At 55.8% G+C, this 21550-nt stretch carries 9 protein-coding genes and 1 tRNA gene; 6 read left to right on the top strand and 4 right to left on the bottom strand.

Annotated features, from left to right (window positions below; genetic code table 11):
* The first annotated feature begins 571 nt into the window (after window positions 1-571).
* The 6 genes from AABM54_RS15585 to AABM54_RS15560 all read left to right on the top strand — a co-directional run bounded on the left by AABM54_RS15585 (window position 572) and on the right by AABM54_RS15560 (window position 5112).
* A complete protein-coding gene (locus AABM54_RS15585; protein ID WP_347900876.1) occupies window positions 572-1330 on the top strand; it encodes a carbon-nitrogen hydrolase family protein in 759 nt (252 codons plus the stop codon).
* Between the two features lie 11 nt (window positions 1331-1341).
* Window positions 1342-1776 carry a GNAT family N-acetyltransferase gene (locus AABM54_RS15580; RefSeq protein ID WP_347900873.1) on the top strand — a complete coding sequence of 145 codons (435 nt, stop codon included), beginning with the start codon at window positions 1342-1344 and terminating at the stop codon, window positions 1774-1776.
* Between the two features lie 136 nt (window positions 1777-1912).
* Window positions 1913-2554, top strand: coding sequence for a UvrY/SirA/GacA family response regulator transcription factor (gene uvrY / locus AABM54_RS15575; protein WP_347900872.1), 642 nt, complete (start codon window positions 1913-1915; stop codon window positions 2552-2554).
* 2 nt (window positions 2555-2556) lie between these two features.
* Complete coding sequence (uvrC, locus tag AABM54_RS15570; protein ID WP_347900871.1) at window positions 2557-4380, top strand: excinuclease ABC subunit UvrC; 1824 nt, start codon at window positions 2557-2559, stop codon at window positions 4378-4380.
* Between the two features lie 32 nt (window positions 4381-4412).
* Entirely contained in the window at window positions 4413-4973 is a 561-nt protein-coding gene (gene pgsA, locus AABM54_RS15565; RefSeq protein ID WP_347906216.1) for a CDP-diacylglycerol--glycerol-3-phosphate 3-phosphatidyltransferase, read from the top strand.
* A 63-nt stretch (window positions 4974-5036) separates the two neighbouring features.
* Window positions 5037-5112: transfer RNA gene (locus tag AABM54_RS15560), tRNA-Gly, on the top strand.
* A gap of 544 nt (window positions 5113-5656) precedes the next feature.
* On the opposite strand, the gene AABM54_RS15555 is transcribed toward AABM54_RS15560, so the two are convergent.
* The 4 genes from AABM54_RS15555 to AABM54_RS15540 are packed head-to-tail and all read right to left on the bottom strand — an operon-like array spanning window position 5657 to window position 21515.
* The gene (locus AABM54_RS15555; RefSeq protein ID WP_347900870.1) at window positions 5657-6523 is read right to left on the bottom strand and encodes an LD-carboxypeptidase; all 867 of its coding nucleotides are present in this window, start codon (window positions 6521-6523) and stop codon (window positions 5657-5659) included.
* 52 nt (window positions 6524-6575) lie between these two features.
* Complete coding sequence (locus tag AABM54_RS15550) at window positions 6576-8285, bottom strand: condensation domain-containing protein (RefSeq protein WP_347900869.1); 1710 nt, start codon at window positions 8283-8285, stop codon at window positions 6576-6578.
* Window positions 8282-11977 (bottom strand): MupA/Atu3671 family FMN-dependent luciferase-like monooxygenase, encoded by a 3696-nt coding sequence (locus tag AABM54_RS15545; RefSeq protein ID WP_347900868.1) that lies wholly within the window; start codon window positions 11975-11977, stop codon window positions 8282-8284. Before AABM54_RS15545 ends, AABM54_RS15550 begins: the two co-directional genes overlap by 4 nt.
* A gap of 16 nt (window positions 11978-11993) precedes the next feature.
* The gene (locus tag AABM54_RS15540) at window positions 11994-21515 is read right to left on the bottom strand and encodes an amino acid adenylation domain-containing protein (protein WP_347900867.1); all 9522 of its coding nucleotides are present in this window, start codon (window positions 21513-21515) and stop codon (window positions 11994-11996) included.
* Window positions 21516-21550: the final 35 nt, after the last annotated feature.

Here is a 21550-nt window from a genome sequence, read left to right as displayed (position 1 = left end):
GCGCGCTCGGCCCTACTGGGGTGTTCGACAATTGGCCGGATTGGCTGCGTGTGTTTGCTTGCCACCTGCGGGTGACCGATCGGAGGCGGCAGGCTGTCCCGAGCGGAAGCTGCTAAATCGCCAGGCGCAAAAGCTGTCGTGACGGTAATAAGTGGCGTAGTTCATGGTGATTCCTCGATTCGTTGTGATGACGCAAAAAGTGTTCAGGGCTGAAAAAACAAAACCCCCGGTCGGGAAGCCGACCGGGGGTTGAGAATTCTCTGGTGGCGACCCGTCTGAAGTGGGCGCCGTGTGGGTATCAGGCGCGCCAGTGGCTAAACCAATACCCAAAATAAAAGCTCGCCGGTGCGCAAACGTCGTTTACCCGGGCAGCCGTCACCGAGCGCGGGGCGCTGAGAGGTTGACGCTGTAAGAGGGTAGTGGACATGGTCTGGCTCCGATGAATGCGCCGAGCTTACTAGAGGCCCGTAGTCAGGTTCAATCAGAAATTACTATCGGAGCCAGGGCTGCTTTCTATCCCGGGGTTTGTGACAAACTCCGCGCACTTCAAATCCGTCAGCAAGGACCGACCATGACGAACCTGTGCATCGCCGCCGCGCAATCGATTTCCCTCGCCGGGGATCTGCTGGCCAACATCGCCCGGCATCAATGCTATATCGAGGCTGCCGCCGTGCAGGGCGTGCAGTTGCTGGTCTTCCCTGAATTGTCGTTGACTGGCTATGAGCGAGGTCTGGCCGCGCAACTGGCCATCGCGCCGCAGGACCCGGTCTTACAGCCGTTGCGTGACTTCGCGCAGGAAATGGGTGTGACTGCGGTCGTGGGTATGCCGATTCGGTTGTCAGCCGATTCCCCGGTCCTGATCGGTGCACTGGTGCTGGCCGCCGATGGATCGTTGGCGGTCTACACCAAGCAGAACCTGCATGCCGGTGAAGAAGTGGCGTTTGCCGCCGGGACCGGTGGGTCGATGTTGACCTTGGGTCATGATCGGATCTCTCTTGCCGTGTGTGCAGACTTTTCCCACGCCAGCCATGCACGTAATGCTGCAAAGATGGGGGCTGACGTCTACGCTGCGAGTGTTTTGATCACCGAAGGTGGCTACGCCCCTGACACGGCGTTGTTGCAAGGTTATGCGCTCGAACATTCCATGGCAGTGCTGATGGCTAACCACGGCGGTGTGACGGGTGGCTGGGAGTCGGCAGGACGCAGCGCGATCTGGGCACCGGACGGTTCGCTGATCGTCGCCGCCCCTGGCGTTGGTGATGCACTGGTCGTTGCGCGCCGCAATCGTGAGGGCTGGAGCGGGCAGGTGGTGGATGTTGCCAATGTATGAAGGTGTCGAGAATGGCCTTTGATTTGCAACCGGCGTCTTCGGCGTACCTGGATTTTGCGCGAAAACTGACGTGCGAGACCATGCTGGGTTATTACATTCGGCATGACCTGCTTTGGCAGGACGAGGCCTTTGATGTGGCCTGGGCCGGGCGGGAAAGCTGGCTGGTCCGTCAGGATGGCGTTGTTGTGGGTTATGTCAGCCTCAGTCGCGACGCAAGAGCGCTGTACATTCGTGAATTGCACGTAATTGCGGCCGTTCGCGGCCAGGGCGCCGGGGCCTGGGTGATTGAGGAAGTGCTGCAGATGGCACGCAAGGAGCGCCGTCCGGCCTTGCGGTTGACCGTATTCAAGGACAATCCGGCTCAAGCGCTTTACCAGCGAATGGGATTGCAGGTCGTGGGTGAGGACGAGTGTTTTCTGAGGATGGAACGCGATTGTCGACTTTGACAGGTATCATCGGGGTGCGTCATAGAAGCTTCATGGCGCGCATAAACTTTTTATATAGCGCTTGCCGCTAGGTCTGTCGGGTGCTTTTTGCTAAGGTGTCTGGCAACCAAATAAGACCATATCGCGAGGTGTCTGCTTGATTAGGGTGCTAGTAGTCGATGACCATGATCTCGTTCGTACAGGTATTACACGAATGCTGGCTGACATCGATGGCCTGCAAGTAGTCGGCCAGGCTGAGTCAGGGGAGGAATCCCTGCTGAAGGCGCGTGAGTTGAAGCCCGATGTAGTGTTGATGGACGTCAAGATGCCCGGGATCGGCGGTCTTGAAGCCACGCGCAAATTGCTGCGCAGTCATCCAGACATCAAAGTTGTGGCGGTCACGGTGTGTGAAGAGGATCCTTTTCCTACACGACTGCTACAGGCCGGTGCCGCGGGCTATCTGACAAAAGGCGCTGCATTGGCGGAGATGGTCCAGGCCATTCGCCTGGTTTTCGCCGGGCAACGCTACATCAGCCCGCAGATTGCCCAGCAACTGGCTATCAAGTCGTTCCAGCCGACCAACGATTCGCCATTCGATGCACTGTCGGAACGAGAAATACAGATTGCGCTGATGATTGTCGGCTGTCAGAAGGTTCAGATCATTTCTGACAAGCTGTGTCTGTCGCCCAAAACCGTCAATACCTACCGTTACCGCATTTTCGAGAAGCTTTCGATCAGCAGCGATGTTGAATTGACGTTGCTGGCGGTTCGTCACGGCATGGTTGATGCCAGCCTCTGACAATGACTGACCTGTTCGATCCAAGCGCCTTCCTGGCAACGTGCAGTGGGCGCCCTGGTGTGTATCGCATGTTCGACAGCGATGCGCGCCTGTTGTACGTCGGCAAGGCCAAGAACCTCAAGAAGCGCCTGGCGAGTTACTTTCGCAAGACCGGGCTGGCCCCGAAAACCGCAGCGTTGGTGGGGCGCATTGCGCAGATCGAAACAACGATTACCGCCAATGAAACGGAAGCGCTGCTGCTTGAGCAGACGCTGATCAAAGAATGGCGCCCGCCCTACAACATCCTCCTGCGTGACGATAAATCCTATCCGTACGTGTTTCTGTCGGATGGTGAGTTCCCGCGATTGAGCATTCATCGTGGTGCGAAAAAGGCCAAAGGCAAGTATTTCGGACCTTACCCGAGCGTGGGTGCGATTCGTGAAAGCCTGAGCCTGCTGCAAAAGACCTTTTTCGTTCGTCAATGCGAAGACAGCTATTACAAGAACCGCACGCGGCCCTGCCTGCAATATCAGATCAAACGGTGCAAGGCACCTTGCGTGGGGCTGGTCGAGCCTGATGTGTACGCCGAAGATGTGCGGCACTCGGTCATGTTTCTCGAAGGTCGCAGCAATGCGCTGACCGATGAACTGTCTGCGGGCATGGAGGCGGCGGCCAGTACCCTGGATTTCGAGCGGGCGGCGGAGCTGCGTGACCAGATATCCCTGCTGCGACGGGTGCAGGATCAGCAGAGCATGGAGGGCGGCACCGGTGATGTCGATGTGATTGCGGCCTTCATCAACCCGGGCGGTGCCTGCGTACATCTGATCAGTGTGCGCGGCGGACGCGTGCTGGGCAGCAAGAACTTCTTTCCGCAGGTGGGTATTGAAGAGGACGTCGCCGAAGTCATGGCGGCGTTTCTGGGGCAATATTTCATCAGCAGCCCTGAGCGCGATTTGCCGAGTGAGCTGATCGTCAACGTGGTCCACGAAGACTTTCCGACCCTGATAGCGGCCATCGAAGAGCTTCGTGGTCGTGAGTTGACCATCAGTCACCGGGTTCGCGGCACACGGGCGCGCTGGCAGCAACTGGCCGTGACCAACGCCGAGCAGGCGCTTGGGGCGCGGTTGGCCAATCGGCAGCACGTTGCTGCGCGGTTCGATGCCTTGGCCGAGGTGCTGAACCTGGATGAGCCGCCGCAACGCCTCGAGTGCTATGACATCAGTCACTCAAGCGGCGAAGCGACGGTGGCCTCGTGTGTGGTGTTCGGTCCGGAAGGGCCGATCAAGTCCGACTACCGGCGTTACAACATCGAAGGGGTGACCCCTGGCGATGACTATGCGGCCATGCATCAGGCACTGACCCGACGCTTCAGCAAGCTGAAGGGCGGGGAGGGCAAGCTGCCGGACATTTTGCTGGTGGACGGTGGCAAGGGGCAGTTGTCGATGGCCAGGGATGTGCTCAATGAGTTGGCGGTGCCCGATCTGATTCTGTTGGGTGTGGCCAAGGGCGCAACGCGTAAGGCCGGTTTTGAAACGCTGTACCTCAACGATGCCGCCCATGAATTCACCTTGCGCGGGGACTCGCCGGCGCTGCACTTGATCCAGCAGATCCGCGATGAGGCCCACCGATTCGCGATTACCGGGCACCGCGCGCGGCGTGGCAAGACGCGTCGTACATCAACACTTGAAGGGGTTGCCGGGGTAGGACCCACCCGTCGACGTGATCTGCTGAAACATTTTGGTGGATTGCAGGAGCTGTCTCGTGCAAGCATCGAAGAGATCGCCAAAGCCCCCGGGATCAGTAAAAAGCTCGCTGAGTCGATTTATGCAAACCTGCATAGCGAGTAGAATGCTTTTTCACCTCGTAGCCAGTTGTGCCGATGAATATCCCTAATCTGATCACCGTTCTACGCGTCCTGCTTATCCCGATTTTCATTTTGCTGTTCTATCTGCCGTATCAATGGAGCTATGTAGCGTCCAGTTCGGTCTTCGCGTTCGCCGCGGCTACGGACTGGCTGGATGGTTATCTGGCGCGCCGCCTTGAGCAAAGCACGCCGTTTGGCGCGTTTCTCGATCCGGTGGCAGACAAATTGATGGTCGCGGTCGCGCTGGTGCTGCTGGTACAAGAGCACGGCAACCTTTGGCTGACATTGCCGGCAGCGGTGATCATCGGTCGGGAGATCGTCATCTCTGCCCTTCGGGAGTGGATGGCAGAACTGGGCGCCCGTGCGCATGTTGCAGTGTCGAACCTGGGTAAATGGAAAACCGCTGCACAAATGCTGGCGCTGGTGATTCTGCTGGCCAATCCGTCGGACTTCAGCTTCTGGGTCCTGGTGGGTTATGCGTTGCTGCTGGTGTCTGCGGGCCTGACTTTGTGGTCCATGATCCAGTATCTACGCGCTGCCTGGCCGCATCTGAAGACGGATGTGGAAAAGAAATAAAACTTTTTTGAATCAAGGGGTTGACGCATGTTCTAGATTCTATAGAATGTGCCACACCAAGACGCGGGAATAGCTCAGTTGGTAGAGCACGACCTTGCCAAGGTCGGGGTCGCGAGTTCGAGTCTCGTTTCCCGCTCCAAAAAAAGATCTACAGAGTTCTACGGAAGTTTGTAAATCACTGAAAAAAGAGGCTTAGGCCTCTTTTTTTTCGTCTGCGATTTCTAGTGAGGCCGCCTCCTGCTGCGCATGCTGTGTGCATCAGTGAGTACATCGAAATCGGGTCTCGGCCTTAAAGACACTCGTCTGGCGCGTGATCAGGCGCGCAGTTTGGTCGCGAAAGGTATTGATCCTCGCGCCTCTCGAAGAGAGGATCGTCTCACCGCCATGACCGCTGAAGAAAACTCCTTTGCAGCGGTCTTTCTCGCTTGGCGAACTTTTAAGGCGGTAACGTTGAAGGAGGATCGTTAAACCTCGCTTTCTCAGATGGATCGTATCTTCGCCAAGACAGCTTGTCGCGAAAATACATCTGCCGAATTTTGCCCATCATTTTCATGCTGATCACCCTGTGTTCTCCTGCTCAAAAATTGAGAAGAAGCAGTTGAACACCTGGGTCAGTTTTCAGTCGGCAGAACAGCCTTTATTGGGTCAGTTTTCGGTCAGCGGCAACAACTTGGCAGTAACCGCTAAAAATTGATCGAGGCGCCGGACAAAGTCACCGTGCGGCCATATGGCCAAGGGAGATTCGTCGTGCCGTGGCCGAATTGCGCACCCGTGAGGATCGGCACACCGAGGGGTTTCAAAAGATCGAATACCAACTCGCTGGCAGTGTAATCCGCATCAGCAGGCAGATAACACTTCACAAATTCACCCAGCACAATTGCTGATGCACCCTCCAGTGCGCCACTGGCGCACAGCTGGAGGAGGAAACGATCAAGTCGAAAGGCGTGTTCCGTTACATCTTCGAGCATGAGAATCGCACCTTGTGCGCGCAAGGGCCATTCACTACCCGCCAAACTGGCAAGTACGGCGATGTTACCGCCGACCAGTGGCCCTGCAAGGGTTTCCCTCACGGGTTCCAAGGCGTTGTCACATTGAATGACACCCGATGCCTTGGGGTCGTCGAGCAATCCCTGCACGGTCGTGCGTGTTGCCTCATCGACGTCATTCGCCAGGGAAGTGACCATTGGTCCATGAAACAGATTTACGTAGCCATGCAAATACAGATAGTTGAGCAAAGCTGTGGAGTCCGAACTGGCAATGACGGATCTGTCCGTTGCTTTGAGGACAGGCAAGGCAGGGAGGCAGTGCTGGACGCCAAATCCTCCCCTGGCCACCCAGACGACGTCCACTTCGGGATCGGTCAATGCCCAGATCAGATCTTCGGCGCGCTGTGGCGTAGTGCCGGCGGTGTAACGCCACTTCTGGTAGATGTTACGCCCGAGGATAACCCGATGGCCCCAGCTTTGGAGAAGGGCAACTCCTTGAGCAAGGTTTTCCTGATCAGGAATGCCCGAGGGGGCAATTACGGCGATGGTCTTTGCTGTGCTCACAAAAGTTACTCTCTGATCTGTTAATTGGCAGCGCTGTTCAATCCTTTGAACGTCATATGTTCCTCGGACTCGACTCCCCGCGAAGTGATGCTTTTTGGATGCAGTGTGCCATTTCTCCCAGCGCGAGTGCGTTTCGCAGTTCGCACAGACGCACGCCGATGCCCATTTTTTTCTGAATCTCCCATATGAGCTGGGTGAGCAGTAAAGAATGACCGCCAAGCATAAAGAAATCATCGGTCCGGTGCTGTGGACGGGTCGGCAGCAACGCATCCCATATGTCTGCCAGACGGTGCTCCATGTCATTGAGAGGCGCGGGTATCAACGTGGGTAACACTGACGCTGGAGGCGTGGTGACATCAGGGGAAGCGGCAGGGCGGGGATAGTTGATGATCGATTCCGGCATCAACGAGGCGACGCAGGCATCGTCATTGGCGGGCATGCTGGAAAAAACCGACAGGAATCCTTCTGCAATATCCTGAATGGTTTGAGCGTTGAAAACGTTGGACTCGTACTCGATGGTGCATATGAAGTCTTCGCCCTTGTCGCTCACGTTAAGCATCAGTGGGAACTTGGCCTTGCCATTGAAAACATTCATGTTCGGTGTGAAAGGACCTTTGTAGTGGTTTGTCGACACTGATTTCGGTTGGAATTGCAGATAGGTACTGATGAATTCCTCAGCGTCTTCACCTTGCGCCCGGGCCAGCTCAACCCATCGTTCATAGGTTAATTCTCTGTGTTCCAGTGCGTCGAACAACTGATCCCGTGAATGCTGTGTGAAGGACGCAACGGAGTCTTCGGCCGTTGCTCTGACATTGACAACCAACGTATTGATGAAACAGCCAAGGGTATTCGAAAAGCATTGCCCATCCCTGAATGCAGTTGTGGTTGCAATGAAGATGCGTTCCGAACCGGTCAGAAGATGCAATAGCGCACCCCAGACACAAAGGAGTCCACTGAACTCTGTCATATGCTGGCGGCGACACCATCCGCGAAAAGACACGACTGCCTGTTGTTCGATCAGGAATGGATGTTCACGGCCTGTTCTATCCCTGTCGCCACCCTGCAGGGGAGTGTCGTAAGGAAGCGGCAGCGGTTGTGCAGCTCCTGGAATTTGTGTTTTCCAATAGGCCAACAGCCGCTCACGTTTTTGTTCGAACCGCTGAAGCTGCGAAATGGAGTAGTCGCGATATTGGAGTGGCGCCGGGAGGTGCAACGGGCATGACGCGACATGGCTGAAATACAGTGCATCGAGCTCTTGGCACAATAGATTGATTGATCGCTGATCAGTGGCAATGTGGTGAGTCAACAGGATCAATAGATGATCATCGTCCGCGAACTGTCGCAGAAATACCCTGAAGACCGGGCCCGCTTCCAGGTCGATATCAAGCCTGGAGATGTCTGTCGCGATCTGGCTGCAGATGTTTGCGCGTTCCTCGTATGGAACTGCTGAATAGTCGAGTAGTTCCAGTTGCCAGCCTTGCGCCGCTTCGATTTTTTGCCAGACGGTTCCCTGGTCAACGAGATAGCGCGTTCGTAATATTTCATGGCGAATCACCAGGTCTTGTAATGCCGCTTTCATGGCCGTTTGATTCAGCGCGATGCCCAGGCGAATGGCTAGCGTGACGTTGTAGAACGGACTGCGAGGGGAAAGCTGAGTCATGTACCACAGACGCTTTTGAGCGGCGGACGCTGGATAAAGCGCCATGGTCGCAGGCACCGGACAATCGTCGCCGCCGTGGTGGTTGTGGTGCAGGGTGCTCATGGCTGTCCTCCTATCGAAGCGAGCTCCTTCAAAGAGGCCATGACGTCGTCTCGACTCACTCCGAAGTCAACCAGACAGGCAATTTCGTCCACACCAATCGCCGCCATTTTTTTTGCGAATGCCACGCATTTGGCCGGCGTTCCAATGAGTGAGGCGCCTTCGAGGTATCTCGATACAGCATGGTCGACCAATGCGAGGCGGTCTTCATCGTCAAGTTTATTGACCTGCTCGTAGGCCGTGCGAGGGGAGGCAAAATCCAGATGCTCCTGCAGATATCTGGACAAAGCCCCGGCACCAATCGTGGCCACATTAGAGGCGTCAGGATGAATGTAGGTGTGCAACATGACGGTCACCTTCCCGGGTTTTCCATCCAGCGCGGTCCGGTAGACAGTAATGCGTTTGGCAAGGCTTTCGACGTCAAGCGCCAATAGTGCCGTGAGAATATTGAAACCGGCCTCTCCAGCGTCCCTGAAGCTTTGTTCGCTCTCGGACGCAGTGATCCAGATCGGTAGCTCGGCTTGTTGGGGGCGGGGCAATGGATGGGCTTTTGTATGGCGTCCCAGGCCGTCATCTCCTTCAAATGCCTTACCGCGCCACAGCTCGCGCAATTCGCGCAATGCTCGTGGCAGTTGCACGCGTCGATCGGCGAATCTGGAGGGTGCCAGAAGAAAATCGGTGGGATGAAAGCCAGGTGCGATGGCCATCCCGACGCGGCCGCCTGACAAATTGTCGACGACGGACCATTGCTCGAAAATTTCCAGCGGAGTGTGCAAGGGCAACACAATACTGCCCGCGCGGATGGCCAAGCGTTGGGTCACCATCGCCAAGGCACCGGCCAGGACGGAGGGGGCGGGGAACAAACCGCCAAACTTGTGAAAGTGTCGCTCAGGCACCCATACGGCTTCGAAGTTGCTCTCATCTGCAAATCTGGCGGCGTCGAGGAGCAATGTGTAAGTGTCGGGTTGCGCTTGAGCGGCTGCTTCGCCCGAAAAGAAAAAGAGGCTGAAACGCGGTAGTTTCTCCGTGTCAGGGGCGGGAAGCTCCTGTTCACCAGGATCACCCAGTGTCGGGGTTGAACACGGTGCGCATGTTACCAGGCAGTCATCGTTGCCCCGCGAGGCAGTTTTCTCCAGAGCACACGCTAGATCGCATACGGTAGGGGCATGGAGAAATGTGCGCAATGAAATGCGAACGCCAGTCAGTTTCTCCAAACGGTCCATTACATCCAGTGCCGTCAGCGAACAGCCGCCCAAGTCGAAAAAGTTCTCTGAATTCCCTATCTGGGAAATCTGTAGTACTTCACTGAAGCTGTCGCGAACCAGCGTTTCCCAAGAGCCGGTGAATGGCTCAATGCCCTTTACCATTGCGGTGTGCGATGTTGACTCGCTGTAGAGGGGGGCTGCGGTTTCCCCTACCCATGACTGACTGTATGCAGGTGGTAAAAAAGGAGCGCGATTGAGGGGCGCAGCTGGCAAAGGCTCCGTGCGAACATCCATCCCTTCGTACAGCAAAGACCAATTGATCGGGGCGCCGTTTGTCCATGCCGAGGCGACGATTTTCAGCAATTGCGCCAATACATCAGGCGTGTCCATCTCGATTGTCAGTGACGCGTGAAGCATATCCAGCCGCATCAATGGATTTGTGTTTTGCGCGAAGGGGTGACTAGCTGACTCAGCTGGGAGTCGATGACTGAAGCTGTCCTTCCAGTATCCAGGCGTGCGCCACAGGTGCTCCGGCACGATTTTGCCATCGAGGTCGTTCCAGCCGGGGCTGGCGGATGCGCTAATGTCATCGAGTAACTGGCGCACCTGATTCGCGGGCGCATCGTGTGCGGCGAGCAGAACCAGCCGCGCGCTGTCCTCAATGCTCAGGGCACCCGACAGGCAGGCGGCAGAACATGCTCCGGCACCCTGTGCGCCCCATGTCGTCACTTGCACTCCCAGCGCAATGAGGGTTCTCGCCATTGATACCTGAACGCAAAATCGCAGCAGATACGGGGTATGGTGCGGATCGCTCCCTGTGGCCGAGGTTACCCTGTCGGCGATGGACAAAAAGTGACGATCGAAGCTGGGTAATGCCTCGCGAAGTTGGTCCAGAGTCTGGATGCAAACATCAGCCTGGTGGGCGAATACAAATGTTGCGTGGAACTGCGCGGGCACCTGAACTGATGTGGCTCCCGCTGTTTTCAAGCGCCGGACCAGCTCGTCTGGCGTGTTGCCCACACAGGCGAAGCGAACCGCTCCAATGGCCGTTCTGTTGGCCAGGCTGTAGGCCACATCTTGTGGTCTGAGTGAGCGCTGAATGCTGCGCTCGCTTATTCGCGATGCATCATTCTGAAGATCGGTCTCACTGGTTGCGGACAATGGGAAAATCAGTGGCCCCTTGTATTGGGGCTGCTTGCAGGTGGCGGGTTCCACATGCTCTTGCAGGACGATATGTGCGTTGGTTCCACCCAGCCCGAACGAACTTACCCCGGCCATTCGGCAACCGCTGACGTGCCAGTCTTCTGCTTTTACAGGCACTGTAAAGCGATCTGCGTAGTGCAGACTCTCCTCATGAAACTGCTTGAATCCCACTTGCGGCGCAATTTTACGATGAGTCAGCGCCAGGACTGTTTTTATGACGCCGGCAATTCCTGCCGCCGCATCAAGATGTCCAATGTTACCTTTGACGCTTCCAATGAAGACCTTGCGTGAGGGCGCTGTACCGGCGGCTTCTTCAAGACCGGCCAGCTCCACCGCATCACCTATGGCGGTCCCGGTGCCGTGGGTTTCTATCAACGATACTTGCTCTGCACTGACGCCGGCGCGCCTACGCGCACGGGTGATGACTTGTGCCTGGCCCGAGGCCGATGGCGTGGAGAAGCCCATTCGGCCTGCACCGTCATTGTTTACCGCACTGCCACGAATGATGGCGTGGACGTGACGCCCCGCCGTGCGCGCAACGCTGAGTCTTTGCAATATCAGAACACCCACACCTTCGCCTCGAACGGTTCCGGTGGCGTTTGCATCAAATGGCAGGCAGCGCCCATCGCGGGACATGATTCCATCGGGGGTATACAGATGCCCTGCGTATTGTGGCCAGCCAATAGAAACGCCGCCGGCGATGGAGATTTCACAGTCGTTTCCGTGCAAGGCCTGGCAGGCAAGGTGCACCGCAACCAATGAACTTGAACAGGCACTTTTGACTGTGATTGCCGGGCCGCTGGCACCAAGTCGATAGGCAACGTTGGCAGCCAGGTGAGCATCGCCGTTGAACACATCGGCGCTATAGGCGCTGACAGACCCAGCCGGCGCATCGCAAGCCTGGCGATAGGCGTTCTGGCTTTGTGCGGCGAACACCCCGATATGTTCATCTCTGGTTCGTTCAAGTCCGGCATCGTCCAGTGCCAGAAAGGCGCACTCCAGAAACTGCCTGTGCTGTGGATCCGTCAGTTGCGCTTGCGCAGGAGTGATGCCAAATGCGCCGGGGTCGAAGTCGGTGGCATCCTGTAGCACCGCACGGAAGGGGACGTATCGGCTGTTATCGATCAGGTCTGCTGCCAACCCTGAGTGCAACAACTCGTCGCGGCGAATGGGCATGATCGATTGCTTTCCTTCGACCAGATTTGTCCAGAACTCGCCAGGGGAGTCTGCGCCCGGGAACCGACACCACATTCCGATAATGGCGATGTCATCTCTTTCTTGATCCATTGGTTGCATACCGTTATCAATCCATTGTTAAGGCGCTGACTGTTGCATGTCCTTGTCGAGCGACGATGAGTCGGGTTTGAGTCGAGATCGTGGTGTGCCTGAACAGATCGGTCACACTCAAAGCCAGATTGAATTCACGATTGAGCTCGCGCTGCAGCGACAGCGTCAGGAGCGAATGCCCGCCGACCTCGAAGAATGTTTTGTTTTCGTCCAGCGCCAGAAGAGTGCCGAGCACCGCCTGCCAAATCGCGTGCACACGCCCATGAACACCAAGGGCCCCGGTTACAGGTGCGTGGTCCGGTTTCGCACTGCCGAGCAAGGCGAGCATTTTTTGCTCGTCCAGCTTGCCGCTGGACCGTAATGGAAAATCGGCAAGTGCCATGATTCGGGAGGGTATTAAATGTGAGGCGAGACGCTCCCTGAGATGGGAAAAGATTGACTCGATGAGATCGGCAGATTCACTTTGCGTGACGACGAATGCGACGATCTCGTCGTTTGCCCTGCACGGGTTGTCCTGGCGGATCAGAACCGCCGCGCGACTGACTTCGCAATGTTCGCGCAGCATGGCCTCGATGCCTGCTGGTTCGACCCTGATCCCTCTAACCTTTGTTTGTAAGTCGCGTCGGCCGAGAAACTCGAGCAGGCCATTTTCGTTCCAGCGCACCAGATCACCCGTCAGGTAGGTGGGTTCGCCAAGGTGTTCGGGGAGCAGACTGTTACAGAAGCCTGTCGTTGAGGTCTGCCCCAGATACCCAGCGCCGACACATGCGCCCAGGAGCATCAATTCGCCGGGGGCACCTCGTGCCACCAGGGCCTGCTGATTGTCCACAACGAAGGCAGATACATTGGGCAGTGGGCGACCAATGGGAATGTAGGCGCCATGGGCGTCGATGATTTCGTGGTAAATGCAACCGATGGTGGCTTCTGTAGGGCCATAGAGGTTGACGATACGGGCTGCCGGAATGAGCGAACGGATACGCCGGGCTGTCGTGCCACTTAACCGCTCGGCTCCAAGGATGATCCAGCGCAGTACCTGCATATGCCTTATTGCCAGACGTGACTGCGTTATCTGGCCCATCAGCGCATCGAGTACGGACGGGACGAAGTCAACCACGGTTACCTTGTAGTCGTTGACCACGCGTGCAAATTCGTCGATATCGAATCGTTCGTTGCGTGTGGGCAGCACGCAGGTCCCGCCCAGGCTCAAAGGCCAGAGTACTTGCCAGACGGCACTATCGAATGTCAGTGGCGTCGTTTGTAGCGTGACGGGGTAACCATTACCGAAAAAAACCGACATCCAGGCGAACCGGTTGAGAATGCCGCGATGTGCGATGACAACTGTTTTTGGGAGGGCAGTGGAACCGGATGTGCTGATCGCATAAATGGGCATATCGCTGTCACTCCACAAGGAGTGCACCCGAGCGCTGCCAGCTTTGTTTTTGATATTCAGGAGGGCGGGGTGCAAGGCGCCTTCATGCTGTTCGATCAGTACATGTGCCTGGATGTCGGTCAGTATTTTGTCCTTCATGGTGTCAGGCCATGAGGGATCGATGGGAACGAATGCTGCGCCGACCATGAGTATCGCAAGCTCGACGACTGCAGGATTAATCAACTCGCAGGCCATGAAAGGAACGAACTCTCCGGGTTCCACGTTCGATTGTTCCAATCGTCGACTCAGGGAGCTTGCCTGTTCCACTAACTCTGAATACGTCAGGTTATGGCGACCGCGAACGGCCCACGCGTTGGCGCGTTTCTTCGCCACACCCAGGATTGAGTCGAGGAGAGTTTGGGGGACAGTGAGTGGCTGACGAGATCCGGCCAGTGGTCCCGTCAACTCCGCACGCTGTTCATGGGGCAGCATTGACGTATGAAGAACAGAGGCCTGAGGCGCACTCAAGAGATTGTGCAAAAGGACCGGTAACTGGGCGGCGATGCGCTCAATCAGTTTCGAGTGCAGTCTGCCTTTGGCTCCATCCAGCAAGAACGTTAGAGCGTGTGCCTGACGCTCGACCGTCAAGGCTATGTCGCCACTTATCGTGCCCGAGTCAGTGCGTACTGGCTCGATCGTCCTGTATTGATCAGCAGACTGCAAAGTGTCGTCATGGAATGAGAACACAGCTTGATACAGGGTACTGCGTCCCGGCTGTCGATTGGGCCGTACCGCGGCCGCGACTTCATGCAGTGGCAGATAAGCCCGGTCGAGGCCATTGGCGACGCGGGTCTGGACAATGCTGCACAGTTCAGAAAAGCCCTGTAAAGGTGCCAGTTCGCAATGAATTGGCACGGTGTTGATCAGGGGGCCCACCACATCGGCTTCGCCTGGCAGGACTCGCAACGAGACCGGCAGGCCGATAATGACTTCGCTGTCATTTGCATAGCGGCATAACACAATCGCAAACAGAGCGATAAGCGCACTGCTGAGCGTAATCGACTGCTCGCTGCAAAATTGTTCGAGCGCCGTGGTTATCGAGGCATCAATATCTACGCTGCGGCGAATGCTTTCCGTGCCCGGCACTAACCCTTTGGCGTCTGTCAGCGGAAGGTCGAGCAGGGTTTTTGCATGGCGAAGATGCTCTGTCCAGTACGTTATGGCGCCGGCATCCCGAGCCTGTTGGGCCGCTGCTTCAAGGCGTCTGCGTGAATCATCGAAAGTCGGGGGCGGGAGGCTGACCTGTTGCGGGATCAGGCCGAGCATCGATGCATAGGTGCGGTCAAAGTCGCGCAGTATTAGTTGGCATGAGTACGCATCGACAACCATATGGTGGGCAAGAAACACGAGATAATGCTCGTCGCCGTACAGCAGGACGGCAAAGCGTATCGGTGTGCCTTCAGTCAAAGTGAACGGGCGACGCAGTGAATGAGGAAGGTGTTCCACTGTGACGGGCAGGTTTAGATCCGTCACGGACTCCCATATGGCACGCACAGGACCGGGGGATGCCAGGATCGCTTGAGGTCCAGTCGGGCTATTGTGGACACATAGGCGCAGCAGAGGATGGCGTGCGACGATGTGATCCAGCGTCTTGTCAACGATATCGCGATCAAGGGGGCCGCTTATCCGGGCGCTCCACAGTATCCAGTTTTTGTCTGCGCCACCTGATATCAAGTGCTGCAACCAGAATTGCGCCTGTTGATGTGATAACGCAAAAGCGCTGCTATCCGTAGCGATGCTTCCATCCAGGGGCGATTGCCGGTTTTGAAGAATGACCGCGAAGGCCTCCAGGGTCGGGTTTGAAAGCAAGGCAGAAGGGCTCGTTTGAAGCCCGTAAGCCTGATTGATCGCCGCGCAAACCGACATTGCCGTGAGAGAGTTTCCACCCAGGTCGAAAAATCTGTTGTTGCGGGCAGGAAGTGAAGGTAGCCCCAACTCATTGCGCCAATATCCTGCGACGGTCGATTCAAAGTCACTGAGGTGGATGTGCTGTGGCATGACGGGGGGGCGGGCGCACAGGGCCCCTTTGTCGATTTTTCCATTTGCCAGATAAGGGAAGTGCTCCACGAAGGTTAGCTCGGATGGCACCATCACCGCGGGCAGATAGTTGTGCAATTGACGTCGAATGCTCTGTGGATCGCACGCAAGACTTGTTGCAAGTATCAGAAAACCGCACAGGACGTTCTCGTCGTTGAGGTTTTGGCGCACCAGGACGCAGGCTTGTGATATTTCCTCCAGAAGAATCAGCGCGTTTTCGACTTCGGCCAACTCAATGCGAACACCGTTGACCTTTATTTGCTCATCGCGTCGCCCGCAGTGCAGCAGACGTCCATCCGGCAGGCGGCGTGCGATGTCTCCCGTGCGATAGCGTTGCAAACGCTTGTCCGGCGCGCTGATGAGCAGCGCAGCAAGGTCTGAAGGCGCATTGATATAGCCAAGCATGACCCAGGGGCTGCGCAGCTCGATTTCACCTTCCATCGAACCGTCACCGGTCTGTTCGTTGATCAGGTATACCTGCGTGCCACCCACTGGCAGACCAATAGGCAGGGTGGCATATGTGCAGTGAGCGCCATGTTTGAAAGACGCCTGCAGCGCGAGCGTCGACTCGGTCGGGCCAAAGCCATTGATTAATCGAGCAGTGGTTGCAAAATATTGATTGAAGAGGGCCAGGTCACTTGATCGCGCGGCCTCTCCGCCCAACACCACGCACCGGATGGTAGACAGCGATGTTGACTGCAGAGGCGCTTTGAGCAGGGCGCGAAAGGCCGAAGGTGTGGCATGTAGAATTGTAATGCGCTGCTGCTCCAGCCACGCAGCTATGCCCGATAGACCATGTCTTGCGAGGCTTCTCACAGAGAGCCGTGCACCAACTGACAAGGCTGCGAATACATCCATTAAAGCGGCGTCGTAACCCACGCTCGCGATCAGGCTAAGGCAGTCAAAGGATGTGATATCGACGCTGCGGATATAACTTTCGATATGGTGCACCAACGCAGCCTCGCTCTGCGCTACACCCTTGGGTACACCCGTCGAACCTGAAGTAAAGAGAACGTAGGCGGGGCGGACATCGTCTTGTATTTGACGATAGGTGGGAAATGTCGCCTCTTCACCCTTTTCGGTCTGCTCGGTGCGAGTGTCGATGAGCGTTTTCACCAAGGGCTGCAAGGCTGACGAAAGATCCGGCGGGGCATCCAGTAATAGCGTTCTCGCACCGACGATACGGACAATTTCGCTCAATCGGTTGACCGGAACATTCGCATTTACGGGAACGAACACTGCTCCGATACGCAGGCAGGCGAAGATCGCTACAACTGCTTCTATAGCGCGCTCGCAATAAATGATAACGGCGTCGCCGGGCTCGACGGTCCTGTTCAGGTGGGCGGCGACAGCCAGGGATCGTCCCTTGAGGGCTTTATAGGAGATCCGGCAAGCATCCTCCTCTATCGCCGTGCGCTCAGGCTGTTCCGCGACCCTTTGGTTGAAACGTGTCCAGATCGACTCGATGGCAATCCGAGCATTGATGTCCTCAGTGTCAGGTAACGAAAACGTGTTGATTCCAACGCAATGCGGTACTTGCTCAATGGTTGCGAACCATTGGGAAACCAGCCAGCCGAGCGTATCTTCGTTGAACAGCTCCCGTCGCCCATCGACGTAAAGGCAGGCTTCGTTCACGTCGTATCGTACCTGGAAGCTCAAATAGCTTTCGGTGTACCCCGTGTCGATTTCTTCTGCATCGAACCAGGTCTGATCAAGGGTGGCTCCAGGCTTTTTAATCATTCCGAATCGAATCGGCAACAATTGCCTGCTGGCGCAGAGCGCTTGGGCCAACGAATGCAGATGGACCGTTGATACGTTGTGATGCTCATGGCCTTCGCGAATACTTTTGCGCGTTAACGCGAGTGTTTGCTGCCAATCGGCATTCGGTGGTAATTCAACATTGATGGGCAATAGCGCGCATTGAAACCCGAGTTCCTGGGATAAAGCCGTGTCTCTATGGGAGTAGATCGCGCCCAGCAGCACATTTGATCGTGCTGTCCATTTATGCAGAACCAGCACAAGTGCTGCCGCAAGGACTTCATAGGGAGTCGAAGCGCATTCACGTGCAGTGCGGAGCAATTGCTGCCAGGCGGTTTGCTTCAAATGAACAACACGTCGCGTGGATCGAAGACTGGGTGTTTGAGACTGGCCGACAACTTTATCTATCGGGATATCAAGTTTGGGTAGACCGCGCAGGTGCTGTTCCCACCAGTCGATATCGTTGCGTTCGGGTGTTGTCCTTCGTTCTGCTACTTTGCCAATGCGTGGTAGCGGGTGCCCTTCCAGCAGTTGAGCGAAATCACCCAATATTCGCTCGACGGAGTATTCGTCTATAAGCACATGATGAAACACCAACACGAGCTGGACCGCGTCGTTTCCATGGTTTAGACAATAAGCCTTCCACGCACCTTGACCCTGAATATCAAGATTGCGCCGAGCAAGATTTATGCACCAGTCTGAAATGTGCAATGCGGTCAGTGCACCGGTTTCAATGACTTCCAGCGATGGTGGATGGACCATTGCCACCCAGTTGTCATTTTCGATCCTGGAGTGAAGTCCGACGTGGTGCGTGGCGAGTGTTGAAATACAGCGCTCGATTTCTCGGATGCTGACAGTACGTCGAAGTTTCAGACAGAAACTGACTTGAAGCGCTGGCGTCGCATCCATCAATCGCGTGTAAGCGAGAAGCTGTTGCTGACCATCACTCAGGCGCTCGGGCGATTGAGGGGGGCTGACGAGAACATGTCTGGAGCTGATTTTGGTGCCCGACAAGCGTTCAGTAAGAGTTGAAACCGTGGAAGCCTCGAATATCATCGAGACATTTATCGGTTGTCCGAAGGCTTGGCTTAATTGCTGTGCCACCGCACTTGCCATGAAAGAATCTGCACCCATGGCAAAGAAATTGTCGTCCAGACCCAAAGCGTCGACTTTCAGTACTTGTTTCCATATCGTCCTCGTCAGCTCTTGAACGGTAAGCCCGCACAGCTGCTGAGGGTCGACAGGAGAAAGTACTTGTTTGGGCCTGCAACAGAGTTGCCGGATATCCACTTTACCGTTTGCAGTAAGCGGCATGGCGTCAAGAATGACCCACCTGGCAGGTAGCATGTATTGCGGCAACTCCCGCTCTAAACGTGCACGCAGTTGGGCAGCGGTGCAATTGATAGCGTTGTGAAGCGTTAAAAAAGCAGTAAGTTCCTGTGTGCCGTGGTGCCCTTCCTCGCTGTCAACCAGGCGTACAACCGCAGCATCGACTTCTGGACAGGCCAGCAGTGTGCCCTCGATTTCTCCAAGTTCGATCCGGTAACCGCGGATCTTCACTTGAGTATCGAGCCGTCCGATGTATTCAAGGTTGCCATCTGCCAAGAACCGGGCCAGGTCGCCAGTTTTGTACATTCGTGGTGATGTCGAGTCAAACGGGTTACTGATAAAGCTGTTTGCCGTCAGTTCCGGCTGATTGAGATAGCCCCGGGCTAAACCAACACCCGTGATATAAAGTTCGCCGATCACGCCAGGCGATACTGGTTTGAGATGTTCATCCAGTACATATACTCGGGTATTGGCGATTGCACGGCCAATCGGTACCCGAGTTGCGATGCTGTGGCGATCGCAATGCCAATGCGTGACGTCAATGGATGTTTCAGTAGGACCGTAGAGATTATGCAATTCGCTATTCGGTAGCGTGGAGAAGTAGCGCTGCTGAAGTTTAGGCAAGAGCTCCTGGCCACTGCAGAAGACTCGACGAATCGACTGGCATTGTGTCGCCTCTGGAGTGTCCAGAAACATTTCAAGCATCGGCGGGACGAAGTGAAGGGTCGTAATGGACTGAAGCTTGATCACTTCGCCCAGATATTTGGCGTCGCGGTGTCCGCCCGGTTTGGCGATCACCAATGTGGCGCCGCTTATAAGTGGCCAGAAGAGCTCCCATACCGAAACATCGAAATTGAAAGGCGTTTTTTGCAGGACCCTGTCATCCACGGACAGTGCAAAAGTGTCCTGCATCCAAAGGAGCCGGTTGACGATGCCTTTATGAGGCAGCGCCACCCCCTTGGGCTTGCCTGTGGAACCGGAGGTGTACATGACGTAAGCGAGATTTTCCGGTGCGGTGCGGTCGGGCAGGTTTTCGACTACTTCCGCCGGCTCGGTTGCCGAATAGTCCACGCAAATCATGTGGGGAATGCCGGGGAGGGGAGGCAGGCAATCGGCTAGCGTTTTTTGGGTCAGAAGTATTGTTACTGCACAATCTTGCAACATGTACTCCATTCTCGCCGCGGGCGTGTCGGGAGTCAGCGGAAGGTACGCGCCACCCGCTTTGAGGATCGCCAACAGACTGATGAGCATTTCCAGTGACCGCTCAAAATACGCGCCCACCAGAAGGTCAGGCCCGACACCCAGTCCGCGCAACCTGCCGGCAAGTGCATTGGCCTGAGTATTGAGTTCGCTGAACGACAGTTGTGTATCATTGAATATGGCCGCCACGGAATTGGGCCGTTGTGCCACCCTTTCTTCTACAAGTCGATGCAAACTGACTGTGCCCACGCTCAGCGCTTCAGTCGGTTGCTGTTGTTTGAGAGATAACTGCAATGCGTAAAATTTTCTTAACGAGGACCTGTCAACTTTTCCGTTAGCCAGTCGAGGAAATGCTTCAATAGTTTTCCAGACAGCAGGAATCATGTAATGAGGCAAAACCTGGGGGATATCCCGTCGACACAAGGCAATGAAGTCATCATTCACGGCTCGGTTGGCGATAAACGCGACCAATAGAGGACCGTAAGGCGCATCTTCGGCAATGACAACAGCGATATCCTCCTCCTCAAGAAGCTGCTTCAGTACTTCTTCGATATGGGTCAATTCGACGCGATACCCGCGAATTTTTATTTGCTCATCCTTGCGCCCGCAGAACATTAATTGTCCATCTTCACGCCAGCGCGCAAAGTCCCCGGTTCGATAAGCAGAGAACGTTCCGGCGACACTGTTGTGCTGCACAAAGCCGCTGGGGTGCTCTTCAGTGCTATTGAGGTAACCCGCTCCGACACCCGCGCCAGAAATGAAAATCTCGCCTATTTCGCCTACGGCAACCTCCCTGTTGTGGGCGTCAATCAGTGTGACTTGTGTCGCTGAAATAGGCGTGCCAATGGCGGGTGTCTGTTCGCCACGCTCCACGGTGTAGCAGAGCGAATAGGTGGTTGTTTCGGTAGGGCCATATAAATTGCAGACTCTGCGAACGTGTTCGAGTCGGTAAATCGATTCGACCAGTGAGGCTGATAACGCTTCGCCCGCGAGATTGACGGTTTCGACAGTCAATGGAACTGCCTGAAGTCGCACAAGCTCTTTCATGACACTTGGGACGGTGTTAATCAGGGATATGGAAGGGGTGGGGGTTTCATCTGACAGCGATAGCGCATCATGTACCACATGGACCGTACCGCCCACGGACAATGGAGCCATCACTTCAAAGACGGACAAGTCGAAACAGATAGAGGTCGAGAACAGGACGTAGCGTAATTCGTCGCGACTGTAGTACTGGGAGGCCCAATTCACCAGATTCACCGCATTGCGATGGCGGATCAATACGCCTTTGGGCACCCCCGTTGACCCGGACGTATAGATGACATAAGCAATTGAGTCTTCATGTACGAGCGGGAAGACAGTCCAACCATCAGATTGGCCGACTGTTGGCAGATGGGAGGGCAGGATCACCTGGCAAGTATCAGGCACACAGGATTGGAAGTCGGACCCGTCTGCGCAAACCAGTGCTGTCAATTGCGAGTCTTGTATTACAAATTTCAACCATTGTGCAGGATATTTCAGATCCAGCGGTACATAACAACAACCCGCTCGCAGAATGCCCAACAGGGCACAAACCAGATCTGGAGAACGGTTCAATGCCAAACCGATAAACTGGCCGGGTTTCACTCCGGCACCCAGTATCGCCATACACCATTGGCGTGAACGCCGTTCCATTTGGGCATAGGTCATCGGTTGATGCTGTGCATCCGTCAGCGCCAGCGTGTCAGGTGTTTTCGTGACTTGGCGAAGAATCAGCTCTGGAAGATTTTCAGGCGGACTGATCAAGAATGAAGCCCTCTTTAATGCCAGGCGTGAAGTTC

Origin of the sequence: Pseudomonas purpurea (assembly GCF_039908635.1) — a bacterium.
In the GTDB taxonomy this organism is placed as follows: Bacteria; Pseudomonadota; Gammaproteobacteria; order Pseudomonadales; family Pseudomonadaceae; genus Aquipseudomonas; species Aquipseudomonas purpurea.
The sequence above is the reverse complement of the archived record's forward strand: the minus strand, read 5'-3'. Positions and strand labels throughout refer to the sequence as shown.